Origin of the sequence: Wolbachia endosymbiont of Laodelphax striatellus, assembly GCF_007115015.1 — a bacterium.
Taxonomy (GTDB): Bacteria; Pseudomonadota; Alphaproteobacteria; order Rickettsiales; family Anaplasmataceae; genus Wolbachia.
This window is the reverse complement of the sequence record NZ_MUIX01000001.1, coordinates 787,179-801,965: the sequence shown is the minus strand read 5'-3', so window position 1 is coordinate 801,965 and position 14,787 is coordinate 787,179. Positions and strand designations below refer to the sequence as shown.

14 protein-coding genes, 1 tRNA gene and 2 pseudogenes are annotated in these 14,787 nt (G+C 33.5%); 12 read left to right on the top strand and 5 right to left on the bottom strand.

The features are described from left to right. The first annotated feature begins 263 nt into the window (after positions 1 to 263). From BVG17_RS03685 to BVG17_RS03660, 7 genes and pseudogenes are all read left to right on the top strand, one after another. Positions 264 to 354 (top strand) — tRNA-Ser (locus BVG17_RS03685). A gap of 118 nt (positions 355 to 472) precedes the next feature. Beyond that, the gene (locus BVG17_RS03680) at positions 473 to 1,600 is read left to right on the top strand and encodes a SurA N-terminal domain-containing protein (RefSeq protein WP_063630761.1); all 1,128 of its coding nucleotides are present in this window, start codon (positions 473 to 475) and stop codon (positions 1,598 to 1,600) included. Positions 1,601 to 1,633: 33 nt separating this feature from the next. Continuing rightward, entirely contained in the window at positions 1,634 to 2,263 is a 630-nt protein-coding gene (locus tag BVG17_RS03675) for a ferredoxin reductase domain-containing protein (protein ID WP_017532354.1), read from the top strand. Next, entirely contained in the window at positions 2,247 to 2,774 is a 528-nt protein-coding gene (locus BVG17_RS03670; RefSeq protein WP_063630762.1) for a 5-formyltetrahydrofolate cyclo-ligase, read from the top strand. The genes BVG17_RS03675 and BVG17_RS03670 overlap by 17 nt, the downstream gene beginning before the upstream one ends. 120 nt (positions 2,775 to 2,894) lie before the next feature. Further along, a pseudogene (locus BVG17_RS09535) lies at positions 2,895 to 3,163 on the top strand (IS4 family transposase); the annotation flags it as partial. Between the two features lie 151 nt (positions 3,164 to 3,314). Beyond that, positions 3,315 to 4,047: pseudogene (locus BVG17_RS03665) on the top strand (IS5 family transposase). A gap of 129 nt (positions 4,048 to 4,176) precedes the next feature. After that, positions 4,177 to 4,587, top strand: a complete 411-nt coding sequence (locus BVG17_RS03660; RefSeq protein WP_063630764.1) for a DUF1109 domain-containing protein — start codon at positions 4,177 to 4,179, stop codon at positions 4,585 to 4,587. On the opposite strand, the gene trhO is transcribed toward BVG17_RS03660, so the two are convergent. Beyond that, positions 4,584 to 5,429 (bottom strand): oxygen-dependent tRNA uridine(34) hydroxylase TrhO, encoded by an 846-nt coding sequence (gene trhO / locus BVG17_RS03655; RefSeq protein ID WP_063630765.1) that lies wholly within the window; start codon positions 5,427 to 5,429, stop codon positions 4,584 to 4,586. The two genes, BVG17_RS03660 and trhO, sit on opposite strands and share 4 nt — an antisense overlap. A gap of 130 nt (positions 5,430 to 5,559) precedes the next feature. Here trhO and BVG17_RS03650 point away from each other — a divergent pair, with 130 nt between their 5' ends. Beyond that, a complete protein-coding gene (locus tag BVG17_RS03650; RefSeq protein WP_063630766.1) occupies positions 5,560 to 7,158 on the top strand; it encodes an ABC transporter permease in 1,599 nt (532 codons plus the stop codon). Between the two features lie 202 nt (positions 7,159 to 7,360). Here BVG17_RS03650 and apaG read toward each other — a convergent pair whose 3' ends face one another. Continuing rightward, the gene (gene apaG / locus BVG17_RS03645; protein ID WP_063630767.1) at positions 7,361 to 7,765 is read right to left on the bottom strand and encodes a Co2+/Mg2+ efflux protein ApaG; all 405 of its coding nucleotides are present in this window, start codon (positions 7,763 to 7,765) and stop codon (positions 7,361 to 7,363) included. A 106-nt stretch (positions 7,766 to 7,871) separates the two neighbouring features. On the opposite strand from apaG, the gene BVG17_RS03640 reads away from it, so the two are divergent. Further along, entirely contained in the window at positions 7,872 to 8,948 is a 1,077-nt protein-coding gene (locus BVG17_RS03640) for a 5-(carboxyamino)imidazole ribonucleotide synthase (RefSeq protein WP_017532205.1), read from the top strand. Position 8,949: 1 nt separating this feature from the next. Here the strand turns inward: BVG17_RS03640 and BVG17_RS03635 are convergent, their stop codons facing one another. After that, on the bottom strand, positions 8,950 to 9,972 hold the full coding sequence (locus BVG17_RS03635; RefSeq protein ID WP_063630768.1) for an aspartate-semialdehyde dehydrogenase: 1,023 nt from the start codon (positions 9,970 to 9,972) through the stop codon (positions 8,950 to 8,952). 138 nt (positions 9,973 to 10,110) lie between these two features. On the opposite strand from BVG17_RS03635, the gene BVG17_RS03630 reads away from it, so the two are divergent. Further along, the gene (locus tag BVG17_RS03630) at positions 10,111 to 10,536 is read left to right on the top strand and encodes a hypothetical protein (protein WP_015587974.1); all 426 of its coding nucleotides are present in this window, start codon (positions 10,111 to 10,113) and stop codon (positions 10,534 to 10,536) included. A 28-nt stretch (positions 10,537 to 10,564) separates the two neighbouring features. Here the strand turns inward: BVG17_RS03630 and BVG17_RS03625 are convergent, their stop codons facing one another. Continuing rightward, positions 10,565 to 11,851, bottom strand: coding sequence for an APC family permease (locus BVG17_RS03625; RefSeq protein WP_063630769.1), 1,287 nt, complete (start codon positions 11,849 to 11,851; stop codon positions 10,565 to 10,567). Between the two features lie 70 nt (positions 11,852 to 11,921). Further along, positions 11,922 to 13,196 carry an APC family permease gene (locus tag BVG17_RS03620; protein ID WP_063630770.1) on the bottom strand — a complete coding sequence of 425 codons (1,275 nt, stop codon included), beginning with the start codon at positions 13,194 to 13,196 and terminating at the stop codon, positions 11,922 to 11,924. A gap of 145 nt (positions 13,197 to 13,341) precedes the next feature. Between BVG17_RS03620 and BVG17_RS09530 the strand changes: the two genes are divergently transcribed. Continuing rightward, positions 13,342 to 13,794: a hypothetical protein gene (locus tag BVG17_RS09530; protein ID WP_241654155.1), complete on the top strand. Its 453-nt coding sequence runs from the start codon at positions 13,342 to 13,344 to the stop codon at positions 13,792 to 13,794. A 20-nt stretch (positions 13,795 to 13,814) separates the two neighbouring features. Further along, entirely contained in the window at positions 13,815 to 14,768 is a 954-nt protein-coding gene (locus BVG17_RS03615) for a hypothetical protein (protein ID WP_241654154.1), read from the top strand. Positions 14,769 to 14,787 lie beyond the last annotated feature (19 nt).

The following is a 14,787-nucleotide window of genomic DNA, read 5'->3' as shown; positions in this document are numbered from 1 at the left end:
TTTAGGATAGCGGCAAGGTAGTATAACCATAGAGTAAAAGTGAGTTTACACCAAATGGTGTCATCCCAGTGCTTGACACTGGGATCCAGTCCTTTCGCACAAAAAACGTTGTAAAGTAACTTAGTTGGATCCCAGTGTCAGCTACTCTGATGACAAGAAAGGGAGTACAGGTTTCAATATTTGCATGCATCTGAACAGATACAAATATTGCAATTAAAAGCATTAGACAGGCAGTAAAGGTCTTGATATTATAGTAATAATTTGGAAGGGTGGCCGAGCGGCTGAAGGCGGCGGTTTGCTAAACCGTTATACGATTGAAAAGTCGTATCGAGGGTTCGAATCCCTCTCCTTCCGTATATTATTGTTTAGGTATTCATTACAGTAATTTTACCCTCTTTTTTAATTATTAAAAAGTTAGCTAGCGTTTATTCAGTATTTATTATAGAATTAGTTATTAGCTAAATAATTTTATATGCATAAAATACTAATTTTGATATTAATAATGCTGCCGCTTAGGTTACTTGCAACTGAGATTGAAATTGTTGCAGATGTAAATGGTGAGCCAATTTCAAATTTAGATATCGAAAGACGTATAAACTTCATAAATTCATTGCTTGGCACTCAGAAGATTAATCAAAAAGAGGTAAAATCTCAAATTCTAAGACAGTTAATAGACGAAATTATCATTGTCAGCGAAGCACAGAAGATGAATATAGAATTGAGTAACGAGGAGTTAAATAATGCTGTCACGTTATTCTTAACTCAAAGTTTAAAACTTAAGGCTGATGAAGTTGATCAATACGTAAAAAAGCATAATATAGATCTCAATACCCTAAAAAAACAAGTAAAGTGTCAGCTACTGTGGAACAAGATTATTGAAGTAGGAGTTGTACCGCTTATTAATATCAGCGATCAAGAAGTGGATGATGCAAGAAAGCAAAAAGAGAAGTCTGATTACCTTATTACGTTTCAGGAGTTTGTAATTCCTGATCAGAAGATGGCTGAAGACTTAATAAAAAAATTACGTACCAGTAATAATCCAGAATCTTCAATAAAGATGCGCAAAGCAACAGTTAATTTAAGTCAGCTAAAAGGTACTCTCAAGGACGTTTTGGAAAGATTAGAAATCAGTGATGTAGCAGGTCCGGTTAGTTTAAGCGAAGGTTACTCTGTTATAAAAGTCATAGATAAGGTACAGCTCGATCATACACTGCTGAAAAGTACTTTAAAACTGAAACAGGTTGTAGTTGAAGGTTCAGAAAGTTTACTCTCTAATTTTAAGGAGCAAAAGGTCAGTTGTTTAAATTTTGAAAAGTTAGCAGATGATTTCAAGTTGCCAAGCGTAAAAGAGTTTGAAATAAAAATGCGAAATTTAAATCCTGATTTACAGATTTTATTTAGTAAAACAAATATGAATGAAATAGTAGAATTAAGAGAAAATAGCACTGCAAAGTTGATGATGTTATGTGATATCAAAAATAATGCAATGGATATAGAAGCAATCAAACAGGAAATGTATCAACAAAAGATTATGATACAAAGCAACCTGTTATTGGATAATATGCGTAAAAATGCAGCTGTTAGTTATCAGTTTAATTGAAGTTAGAGAGGTTTTCTACTCCATAAAAAGTTTATGAAGAATATAATGCTCATTGGCGGTGGAGTTGGAAATGCAGTGTTATTTTCGATAGGCAAAGCTTGTCTTGAAAACAATCATAAGGTTTTATATTTCGCTGGCTATAAGAAATTAAGTGATGTATTTAAACGAGCACTGATAGAACGTGCATCAAACGTGACAGTTTGGGCATGTGAAGAAAGATTGATAGAAACAAGCAGAGAACAGGATAAATCCTTTCATGGTAATATAGTTGATGCAATAATCTCATATCAGCAAGGAAAGTTAGGTAAAATTACTATTAGTTTAAACACTATAGATAAAATCATCACTATTGGTTCTGATAAAATGATGAAAGCTATAAATGAAGCTAGAAAAACAATTTTAAAACCATACCTAAAACCAAATCACGTAGCAATATCATCTGTTAACTCTCCTATGCAGTGCATGATGAAAGAAATCTGCGCTCAATGTATTCAGCAACACATAAATAAGGAAACAGGAGAAATAAGTTTTGTTTATAGTTGCAGTAATCAAGACCAGGATATGGAGCTTGTTGACTTTGATTTTTTAAGTGAGCGCTTGAAGCAAAATAGTTTACAAGAAAAGCTCACTGCAAAATGGATAGAACATGTTCAAAGACACTAAACAGCACAAAGAGGAGCTAAGGAAGCAATATAGAACCATAAGAAAAGATATTGATGAAAGTTATTCTAATTATGCAGCAAATTCTCTTATTAATCTTTTTAGTCAAAACTTAAGTTGCGTTAAAGGTAAAACAATAGCAGCGTACATTCCAACAGACGGAGAAATTAATGTTGTGCCTTTGATGCATCGTTTGCTTGATTTAGACTATAAAATAGCAATTCCTAATAAAAATAAGTTATTAAAATTTGAGGAATGGAATAAAGCAGATGAAGATATAATCCCCGATACAATCATTACTCCTGTTATTGCTTTTGATGATCATTTTAATAGGTTAGGTTTTGGCGGTGGTTGGTATGATACAATGATAAAAAAATTACGGCCACTTGGAAAAATATTTATAGGTGTAGCCTATGAGAAGCAATATTGTAAAAATTTACCTGTGGAAAAACACGATCAAAAATTGGATATTATAATTACTGAGATGTGTGTTAGATTAAAAATGGAAAAGTAGGGATCTATTCGGGAACGTTTAAAAAAGGATAGGCATCAAGTTAAGGAAATAAAGGTATGAAGAAGATAGGATAAGAAGATATAAAATTCTCTCGGATATATTTTAGTGAGAGAACTAATGATGAATAAAATAACTTGCTTATCAAATTACCTCAACAAATTTTTCAATGAAATGGCAAATAATTGAAACAGAAAAGGAAAAGAAAATTGAGTAATTGATGATTCATAAAAGCTATAATTTTGGGTAATATAGGGGTTACAAACTGAATCATAGATATAATGTGCCAATTATTAAATGAAGAATCTGTGATAATAACGAAACAGGGTTTAGATTTCAGGTTTACTAAAGAAGCAGTAGAATTTATGAAAAGAATGTACAATGGCTTTATTTAAAATACCCTGCAAATTGATTGTAGAATCTTGCAGCAATTTAAAAGCATTGGATAGTAGCTTTGCCTAAGAACCTGTTAAGAATCTTGGAGAGATGAGGTAAAATAGGCATAGATTTAAGAAAGAGGTATATCTATTCAAAACAAGTGATATAAGTCGAAAGCAATTTGAAAAAATCAGAGCAATTTTAGAAAATAGTAGAAAAAGAACAAAACCAAGAAAACTTGACTTATATCATGTGTTTTATGGAGTGCTATACGTCCTAAAAAGTGGCTGCCAGTAGACCAAAGAACTTTCCAAGTTATATATTACTATTTTCAAGCTTGGAATAAAAAGAATGGAGAGGAATCAAGTTTACTAGTTAAAAAAATTAGTTGGAGAGCAACAATGGTCGAAAAGAGAAAACCAGTTTCTGTATAATTGATGCCCAAAGTGTTAAAAATACAGATACCGCTGAAAGTAAAGGCTATGATGCTGGTAAAAAGATTTCAGGCATAAAACGCCATATTGCAGTTGATACGCAGGGTTTACCACATGCAATTTATGTAACAACAGCAGACACAACTGATCGCAGCAGTGCTATGAAAATGGTTGAAAGTGCGCAAGAAAATCTCTCTGAGGTCAAAAATGTACTTGTTGATGCAGGTTACACCGGAGAAAAATTTGCAACTCAAATAAAAGATATTATCGGTGCAACTGTTGAGGTTATAAAGCGCAGTGAGTTATATTCTTTTGTTGTGCTTCCAAAGAGATGGGTTGTCGAACGCTCTTTTGCTTGGTTAGAAAAATGTAGACGATTGTGGAAAAATTGTGAGCGTAAACTTAATACTAGCCTACAGGTGATTGTTCTCTCCTTCGTTTCTCTCCTATTAAGAAGATTTTAAACAGGTTCTTATAGCGCTTTAGTCCCACCTATAGTAGTAAGATTATCTACTTATTATTGTATGGGAATTTACCAATTATTAAGATAATCAGTGTAGTAAAAACATATTCTAATAGTATGGAAAAATAAAATGATACCTGAACAATCTATAAAAAATGGCGTTATAAATTTACATAATTTTCCTAACAACACAATAGGTGAGCTTATCGATTGTTTAAAAACAAGAGACGATATCAAAGAATTTGCTTTTGAAGATGATGATACTGATCATAGTATACAATCTATACAATATAGAAAAGGTAGAAATATTAGTAATAATATGAAACTTAGGTGTATAGGTGCAGCAATCGGTTTAGTTGCTGGTCTAGTTGCAGCATGTTATTTAGGGCAAGAAACTTTAGCTCTTATCGGCGTTTATGGTGTGGTGTTGATTGCATTTGCTGTAGTTGGTGCGTTACTTGGAGCTGGAGCAGGCTATGTCTCAGGTAAATGCCTTGACAAAATTAAGGTTACAAATATGCAAAGAGAAAGAAGTTGTTAAAGGTTCATGTTATATTTTGAATTTCTTTCAATACTTAAAGATTTACAATCAGAGCAAACCACTTGGCCACGTGGAACTGATTTCAGCTCATCAGTTGAAACTTTACTTGAGCAGAATATGCATTTTATTTTATCACTTGGGGCGAGTGAGTGATCAACAGCAATTCTATCATCAAAAACAAAACACTCGCCTTCCCAATTACCACTTTTATTACCAGTTTTTTCAAGATAGGAAAGAATACCGCCTTTAAGATGGTAAACATCTTTAAATCCAAGGCTTTTCATATATGCTGTAGATTTCTCACATCTGATTCCACCAGTGCAGTACATAGCCACTTTCAGATCTTTACTCTCAGAGAAAGACTCTGCCCACTGAGGAAAATCTCGAAAACGCTGAGTATGTGGATTGATTGCATTTTTAAACTTGCCTAGTTTTACTTCGTAATCATTTCGTGTGTCTATCACTAAAACATCAGGTTGAGAGATAAAATCATCCCAATAATCTGGATCAATGTACTGACCTCTAACGGAAGTATCGAGATTACTTACACCAAGATTCACAATTTCTCTTTTTAATCTCACTTTCATCTTACTAAATGGTTGATATTCTGCTGCACTCTCTTTCCATGTAAGGTCCCTTAGTCTATAATCAGAACGTAGAAAATCGAATATTTTATCAATCGCGTTTCTTTCACCAGATACGGTTGCATTAATACCCTCTTCTGCAAGGAGTATAGTACCCTTTAATTCGACATTGTCGCATGCAACTTTTATTTCATCTTTCATGTCATAATAATTAGAGAGTTTTACAAAATGATAGAAAGTTGCAATGACAAAACTCATAATTAATTAGTTTATCGATTTAAAACATAATATATAAAATTATGAAGATATTCAATAGGACGGCTGTTAATTACTGGATATCTTTAGTTTTTGCATATAACATTTTAATATCAAATATAGATTCAAGTTAATGTTTCTGAGAGTATTTAAAAATATATTCTTGTTTTTAGTAAGTGTATTATTTGTCTGCCCTATACTATCGTTAATATCGATTCTATTTACAGAATCAGCAAACTCTGGATGGGTAATTAGTAGACTTTTTCCTGAATATATACTCAATACGTTAATTTTGATGGTAGGAGTAGGGTTAATATCCTTTATATTTGGAGTAATTCCAGCTTGGCTTACTACATTTTTTTCGTTTCCCGGAAGTAGAATTTTTGAGATTGCCTTATTCTTTCCGATATCAATTCCTGGATATATAGTATCGTTTGTTTATGTAAATACGCTAGAGTTTTCAGGTCCGATTCAGAGCTTGTTAAGAGATACTTTTCAATTGGGCAGAGGTGACTATTGGTTTCCCGAGATCAAATCCCTAGGTGGTGGAATACTAGTAATGGGATTTAGTCTATATCCATACGTTTATATGTTGGTCCGCTCAAGTCTAAAGAGCGTTAGTAACTCAGTCACTATTGCATCAACACTTGGGTTCTCCTCATTACAGAGTCTGTTTTCTGTCATCATACCCTCCATACGTCCATCAATTATAGCTGGGTTATCCTTGGTACTAATGGAAGTAATTACAGATTTCGGCACACCACAGTTTCTTGCTATCGATACTTTCACGACAGGAATATACCGTACTTGGTTTTTATTGCATGACAAATATTCAACTACTGTTTTGGCAGTTGCAGAACTGATTTTCGTTGCAACACTAATAGTTATCGAGAAAAAACTACAAAAAAGAGAAATATCTTACTCTTCAATCAATACTAATGCAGATTATCACAATAAACGTAGTATAAACGGTTCTATATCGTTGATCTTTTCTTATCTTATGTGTTTATTGCCGATATTAATAGGCTTTATTTTACCAATGATTCCACTTATATATTGGAGCATAGAGAAAGGCTTTTTCATATACGAAGCAAGATTTTACAATATAATAACAAACAGTATTAGTTTATCATTTATTACCGCGCTAATCTCGATCAGCATTGCAATAATTATTGGATATACAGCACGTAAAAATAAGGTAATAAGCAATATAGCACGTCTCATTTCTCTTGGATATGCAATTCCAAATGCAATTATTGCAATTAGCATAATAATGTTTTTAAGCAGAATATCTTCTTTCATTACTCAATATATTGTAGAAATTAGCTTGGTAGGAACTATTGGCGCATTAGTTTACTCATATTTATTTCGTTTTTTTGCTATATCTTTCAAGGCGATAGAGTCGGGACTCAAAAAAACACCAAATGAAATTGAATGGACTGCATATACTATGGGTCATGGGCCTATTTCCACGTGCCTGAATATTCATATTCCCCTTATCAAGAAAAGTATACTATCGGGATTTCTGCTCGTGTTTATGGATACGGTAAAAGAACTCACGGCAACACTAATTATCAGACCATTTAATTTTGAAACTATATCAACTAGAATATATGAACTTGTCAGCGATGAGCGTTACAGAGAAGCTGCCCCATTTTCGTTAATGATAGTTATTATAGGTTTAACCTCTACAATAATCTTATTCACACTTGATGATAAGAATCAAAAATAAACTATTTTGCATCTGTTCAGCAGAGTAACAAAATAAGATAGATGAAAAAAGACAACTATAGAAGCAAATGGTCGGTGCTTTCGTGTTTATCAACTTAGTTGGATCTCAGTATCAGCTACTCGGATGACATTATGGAAGCTCAAATGACAAAACAAGAAGCACTGGTTTCAGATGCACTTAAACAAATACACTATCTTGATGATCAATGAGGTCTAGCGTTAACGTATGGACTATCTAAGGAAAAGGGTGGTACCATAACATCAAAGGTTTTTATGCTCTCTTCGTTCAGAAATTCATATTTACCCTGCATTATTCCTGATGGTGTATTTAAGTATGTTCCACTTGTATATTTGAATACCTCTCCAGATTTTATTACAGGTTGTTCTCCAATAACACCAACTCCGGCAATTTCATTTATTTTGCCCTTATGATCTATTATTTGCCAATAGCGACTTAATAATTGAATGGTTGATGAGCTTTTGTTTTTTATCTTAACATTATACATCCATACGTAACAATTTTCATAAGGAATGGATTGCTCTTCAATGTAAATTGGCAAAACTGTAACTTCAACAGAATTAGTAATAAGTGTGTATTTCATGGTCATCGTAAAGTGTTCATGATAAAAATTTAACACACTTCAATTATACACTTTTTTCATAGATTTTCCAAGCATATTATAGTACTCTAACTAGGAAATATTAATCTACATGATGAACAAAACAGATCCACTGGATAAAAAAGTGATAGGAATAATAGGAAGTGGGCAATTAGGTAAAATGACTGCTATCGCTGCAATAAAACTTGGGCACAAAACGCATATTTTTGCCAGTACTAAAAACGATCCAGCTTGTTCTGTTGCTGATGATTTAACAATAGCAGACTTCTGTGATAAGAGGGCACTTGAATCTTTTGCACAGAGTGTGGATTTAGTCACTATTGAGTCTGAAAATATTCCATGTAGTGCAATTGATATTGTGTCGCAGCATACAGATTTTTATCCAGGTAAAAAGGCGTTACACATTTCGCAAAATAGGCTGAGAGAGAAAGATTTTATTAGAGATTTAAGCATAAAAACTGCTGATTACAAAAGTATACAAAATTATAATCAGCTACTAGAAAGTAGTGAAACTTTTAGCTATCCAGTGAGGCTAAAAACAACAGAAATGGGTTATGATGGAAAAGGACAATATGTGATTGAAAATGATTCTGAACTGAAGCAATTTGCTTCTTTCGATTGGAATAAAGAGTACATTCTTGAAGCAAGTGTTGATTTACTGAAAGAGGTTTCAATAGTCGTTGCAAGAGATAAAAACGGTAAAGTAGCTTTTTTTCCTATAGCAGAGAATCACCACGTTGACGGAATACTTAATACTTCAATAGCACCAGCTAAAATAGATAATAAATTAGCCCAAGAGGTACAAAAAACTGCAGAGAAAATAGCAACTGCGCTTGATGTAGTAGGAATTCTAGCTATTGAATTTTTCATCACTCAAAATCATGAATTACTAGTTAATGAACTGGCCCCAAGACCCCACAATTCTTGCCACTGGAGCTTGGATGCATGCAACGTTAGTCAATTCGAGCAGCTAGTTAGGATAATATGCGGGTTATCTATGCAGGAAGTAGTATTACGCTTTCCTTGCATGACAAAAAATATAATAGGTAATGATATATATAATTCTCACAAATATTTGAGCAACGAAAAAGCCAGTTTAACCATATATGGGAAAAAAGAGGTTAGGGACAAGCGTAAAATGGGACATGTCAATATAGATTTAAGTTATTGAGCTATAAATGCTCTTTGATCAAGATCTCCAAGATCTGCACTATATTTAGTGCTGCACCTTTGCGTAGATTGTCAGCTACTATCCACATATTTAATCCGTGTTTAACGGTATCGTCTTGTCTAATACGCGATATGTATACGGCATCCTCTTGCACAACATCAATCTGAGTCATATATCCACCATCTTCGCGCTTATCTTGTACTAAAACTCCATCGTCTTCACTGAGCATTTCACGAGCTTCTTCTTCAGTTATATGCTGATCAAATTCTACATTTACTGCTATAGCATGACCAACAAGAACAGGTACTCGTACACAAGTTGCAGTTACTTTTATATCCTCTTCTAAAATTTTTTTTGTCTCCTCTTGCATTTTCCACTCCTCTTTTGTAGAACCATCTTCCATGAACTCTCCTATATGAGGAATGCAATTAAATGCTATTTGCTTAGGAAATATTTCAGGTTTTTTAGCTTCATTCATAAAGATTTTTTTTGTCTGATTGTAAAGCTCATCCATTGCTGCTTTACCTACACCAGAAGTTGATTGATAAGTTGAAGCAACGATTCTCTTTATTTTTGCTTTTTTGTGTAATAAATGTAATGCCAGCAACATTTGTATTGTAGTACAGTTTGGATTAGATATTATGTTATGGTTTTTATATTCCGTAATTTTATCTTTGTTGATCTCTGGAATAACTAGTGGCACGCCTTCTTTCATCCTAAAATAGGAAGTGTTATCTATCACAACGCACCCAGCCTCAGTTGCAATTGGTACGTATCTCTCAGAAACATGAGATTCTGCACAGAAAATGGCTATATTAGTTCCAACGAAATCATAATCCTCAAGGCATAAAACTGTTAACTCTTTGTCACCAAAACTCACCTTTTTTCCCTTTGATTTTTTCGATGCAAAAGCAACAACAGAATCTATTGAAATTTTTCCTTCGTCTTGAAACTCGGCAAGCGTGCTTAATACCTCACGCCCTACTCTTCCTGTTGCTCCAATAACTGCAATCTTACATCCCATATAAATAAACCTTTGATTTTAAAGCTATATTATATTTTTACTGATAAAATTTACAATTACTTTAATATTTTTACCTTGCAATTAACCATAATTTAGTTATAATTATAAGATACTAGTAATATTGCATGGTAGAATGAAATGAGTAAAAAACATGATGACACTAAGGTCAAACCTGCAGTATCTGAATTTCAAAAGCCTGAAAAAGTCAATAGATTAGAGATTCAAAATGTTCTTTCGAAAAAAAGCAAGCCAGCGATAAATTTTGATGATAAAAAGTATGGTGTGAAAATTTCTAAGATAGACCAGCATCTTTCAAACAAGAAGCAAGAATCTTTTGGATTAAGAGATTTTTTAAGTTCAATACCAATAATAGGAAGATTTTTAGTGAAAATTTTCACGCCTGAAAAAGAAGAGTATAAAAAACTGCAATCGCAAATAGGTCTTTCTAATAAAGCAAAAAATGAGATCTACATAGATAATAAACGCACAGAAGAAGTAGGTAGTAAACTTGAGAATGGTAATATTGAACAAGTAGATAAAGAGAAAAAAAATCTTGGCCCATAAATATTAACCATTTAAAGTGTATCTCTCACTACTGAATTTGTTGCACAGAAGTTTTGCAGTACCAAAATAAATAAATGGGTATGCCACTTGCAGTGAAAAGGCTCGAAATCAGCAGAGTACCTACAGGGGTTTCTAATATTACCCAACAACAAAAGGTTGTTGCTATGCTACCAATTAAAAGCTTATAATAACTCCTCTCCTGTATAATAACCTTTAGAAAAGCAAAACAGCACGCAAGATAAACGAACAAAAATGAAATTACAGAAAAGTCAATAATCGACGTAATCTGCTGGGCAAAATTGTTGTTTGAAGTGAGAATTAGTAAAATTGCAGTTCCAATTGAACTAACTGTTATTCCCCAAAAAGGAGAGCCATGCTTGTTCCTTTTAGCAAAGAATTTTGGCATAAGTCTATCTTCTGCAAGACCAAAAGCAACTTGTCCACTAGATAAAACCCAAGCATTTAGACTACCGATACAAAAAATGAATGCAACTATAGAAATAATTAAATGCCAATTACCAGAGAACATAATTTTTATCGCATCAACATATGGTGCTCTTGAACTTGCTAAATTATTGCCATTGATCAACCCCATAATCGCAAAATTGTTGATGAAATATATAACAGCAACACAAATTGTTCCAAGCACTACAGCTTTTGGTATAGTTTTAGCTGGATTATCAACTGACCCTGCAGGTGCTGTTGCCAATTCAAGTCCAATAAAACACCATAAAGTCAAGAGCGTAGAACGAGCGAGAATTTGCGATGTTGTAAGACTTGATATTTCTTCACTTATGATAAAATTATTTCTATCGAAAAAAAATAATGCTGCTACAGGTATTGCAAGCAATACAGCAACCTTCACACCTGTGAGTAGAAACTCAACGCGCCCTGCAGTAGCTATTCCCCTTAAATTTATTAATGTAATAATTGTAAATAACAATAGCTCTAAAAATAAACGCATGCTTTGGATATCCTCGTGGAAAAATGGTGTAAGATAGCCAACACCCACAACTATTAAAGCTGTTGTACTAACCCATGAGATTACCCAATACGTCCAACCAACAAAGAACGCTGCAGCAGGACCAAAAGTATGTTTCACATAAACGTGAGGACCTCCTGTTTCTGGAAACTTTGCACATAGCGTAGCAAAAACTAGCGCAAGAGACACAGCACCAGCTCCTGATATCATCCAGCTTATAAGGCTATAAGCGCCATATGGAGCAAGGCTAATTGGAAGCATAAAAACCCCAGAGCCGATCTGACTACTAATGACTAAAGCAAAAACAGCCCAAAAACCTATTTTATTTGACACAATACCTCTTAATTCTATTAATGTAAGCCAGTAGTATAGCTTAAGAATTTTAGCAAATAAAAAATTTAAGTTAAGTTTTTAGTTTATGATACCAAAGTAGATAAATAAGTGTTCCGCTTAAAGGGAATAGACTTGATATTAACAATGTTTTTATAGAAGTCTCGTATATTATCCAACAGCAAAAAGATACAGCCACACCTCCAATTAAAAATTTGCAGTAGCTTTTGTCTTGTATATTAACTTTGAGAAAAGCAAGGCTACATGCTAAGTAGATAAACAAAAATGACACCACAGAGATATCAATTATTGAAGTTACTTGCTCAGCAAAACTTTTGTTTGACGTTAGGATAAGTAAAACTAACACCCCCACAGTACTGAGTATTATTCCCCATAATGGAGCATCATGCTTATTTTTTTTGCCAAAAAATTGCGGCATTAACTTGTCTTTTGCAAGGCCTAAGGTGACCTGTCCATCAGCTAAAAACCAAGCATTTAAATTACTTACAGAAACGATAAAGGCAACAACAGAAATAATTAAATGCCAATTACCTGGAAACATAATTTTTATCGCATCAACATATGGTGCTTTTGAACTAGCTAGGTCATTACAACTTATCAATCCCATAATTGAAAGACTATTGATGAAATATATCACAGCAACACAGACTGTTCCAAGCACTATAGCCCTTGGTATTGTTTTAGAGGGATTATTGACATATCCTGCAGGTGCCGTTGCTGATTCAAGTCCAATAAAACACCATAGAGTAAGGAGTGTAGAACGAGCAAGAGTTTGTGATATTGTAAAGTTTGATACTTCCTCGCTTACAATAAAATTATTTTTATCAAAGAAAAACAACCCTGCGATAGGTATTGCGAGAAGTGCAATAATTTTAACAATGGTCAGCAAAAGCTCAACATGCCCAGCAGTAGTTACTCCCCTTAAGTTTATTAGCATAATAGCTAAAATTAATGTTATTTCTAAAAGCAAACGTATATCTTGTATATCATTATGAAAAAGCGGGGCTAAATAACCGATACTTGCAATTGTCACAGCTGTTGAGCTTACCCACGAGCTTACCCAATATGTCCAGCCAACAAAAAAAGCTGCTGTAGAGCCAAAGGCATGTTTCACATAAATATGAGGACCACCCGTTTCTGGAAATTTTGCGCAGAGTGAAGCAAAAACTAAAGCAAGAGATATAGCACCAAATCCTGATATAACCCAGCTTATGAGGCTATAAGCGCCGTATGGTGCAAGGCTAATTGGGAGCATAAAAATTCCAGAGCCGATTTGGCTACTGATCACCAAGGCGAAAATAGCCAAAAAGCCTATTTTATTTGACACGACAATGTTTAATTTTTATCTGAATATATTAACAATATAGCTGAAGCTCGAAAATTTCAATTGATCTTTTTTGTATAAAAATTTGCATTTTTTTAATTTAAGCATATAATGAGAAGTATATTAATAGATTATTAAGAAGTGGTTTATGAATCCGAGGTTAAAAACATTTTTGGTTGTTTGTGGGTATGTTCTATTAGTTGGTGCTGCTATTGGAGCAATTTTTTTATTTGACTACTTACTTCAGATCTTTATTGATGCGCTTTATGCATTCCTTCTTGCCAAAACTTCAAGTGAGGTGTTAGCTGTTTTTGGAACACTTGCAGTTTTACTTGCCACTTGTGTTTTGTGCTACGGACTGCATAAGCTCTGTTCTATTTTTACAGAAAAGATTACAAGTAGCTATCAATCTTTCAAAAATGAAAATAGTGATGATAACATTTTTTCTGAAGTATATAATGACCCGACAATAGGGTTGAAAGATAAGATTTTATTTTTTTCTATATACTCAATATATTGTATCCAATTACCATTTTTGTATTGTTCATCCTTAGCAGAGCATTATCAAATAGTAGAGCGTTGGGTCTTAGAATATGTTTAGTGCTTATTAATACTATATTATTGATCCCAGTAGCACTTCTTGAGTTAATAAAGTATCCATTAATAAAGCTCTTCTCGCCTCTGGGTTTAAGTGTAAAGCAAATGAGCTTTTTGTTTAATGTAAGTGATGTAGGTACTGGTAATCAGAATGTTCATACTAGAAGTTTTGAGCAAAGCGTTATTGAGTGTGCCAAAAAATTAAAGGAAGAATATGGTAGTCCGTCAAACGAGCTGAATGAAGAATTTAAAAGTTATATAAGAGGTTTGACAAATCCTCAGAAAGAACTGATAGCACCTTATTTGAAGGTAGATAATTATAGAGAAGGAGAATGGGTAAGATGGGTAGATTCTAAAATCGGACTGACATTAACACAAGCCATAAATTTAGTTTTAATTGCAGCAACAAAGCAAAATGCAGATGTAGAGCTGTTGAAATCCATATTGCTGGTTCGTTTTGAGGAAAGTAATCGCCAGTGTGGTCCTGGAATGCTTAACCGTATCATTTATGCATTAAGTGGACTTGAAGCAGAAAATAATTTTGCAGCTCAACTAGAACCTCAGATAATAGGAGAATTGGCCGGTAATGCTACTAAAAGATTTCTTGAGAGATCTGTAGATAAGCACTACTTTAAAATAAAAATTTTAAAAGAAAATTTTGATAACTTATATTCGCCAGGTTCTGAAGTGGATTTGAGCAATGCAAATGATGAAGTAAAGGATGGAATTTCTCATATGAGAAGTGCTATAAAAGAATTTGTATTTAAAGAGTTATATGTGAAGTTTTATAATGACTATGGAGAACATATTCGTAGAGGACAGATAAAACAAAAGCTAAGGGAATTAATCACAGGTGAAGTCGTAGATGCAGCAATATTTGGTAAGATAGATGAGGTAGCAATACCTGCAGAACCATCCACTTGCCTTGAAAGAGTAAAAGCATTTTTTGGAGGTCATGCAAGGTCTTCTGCTGCTTAGTAGCTCTTAATTTTTCCTT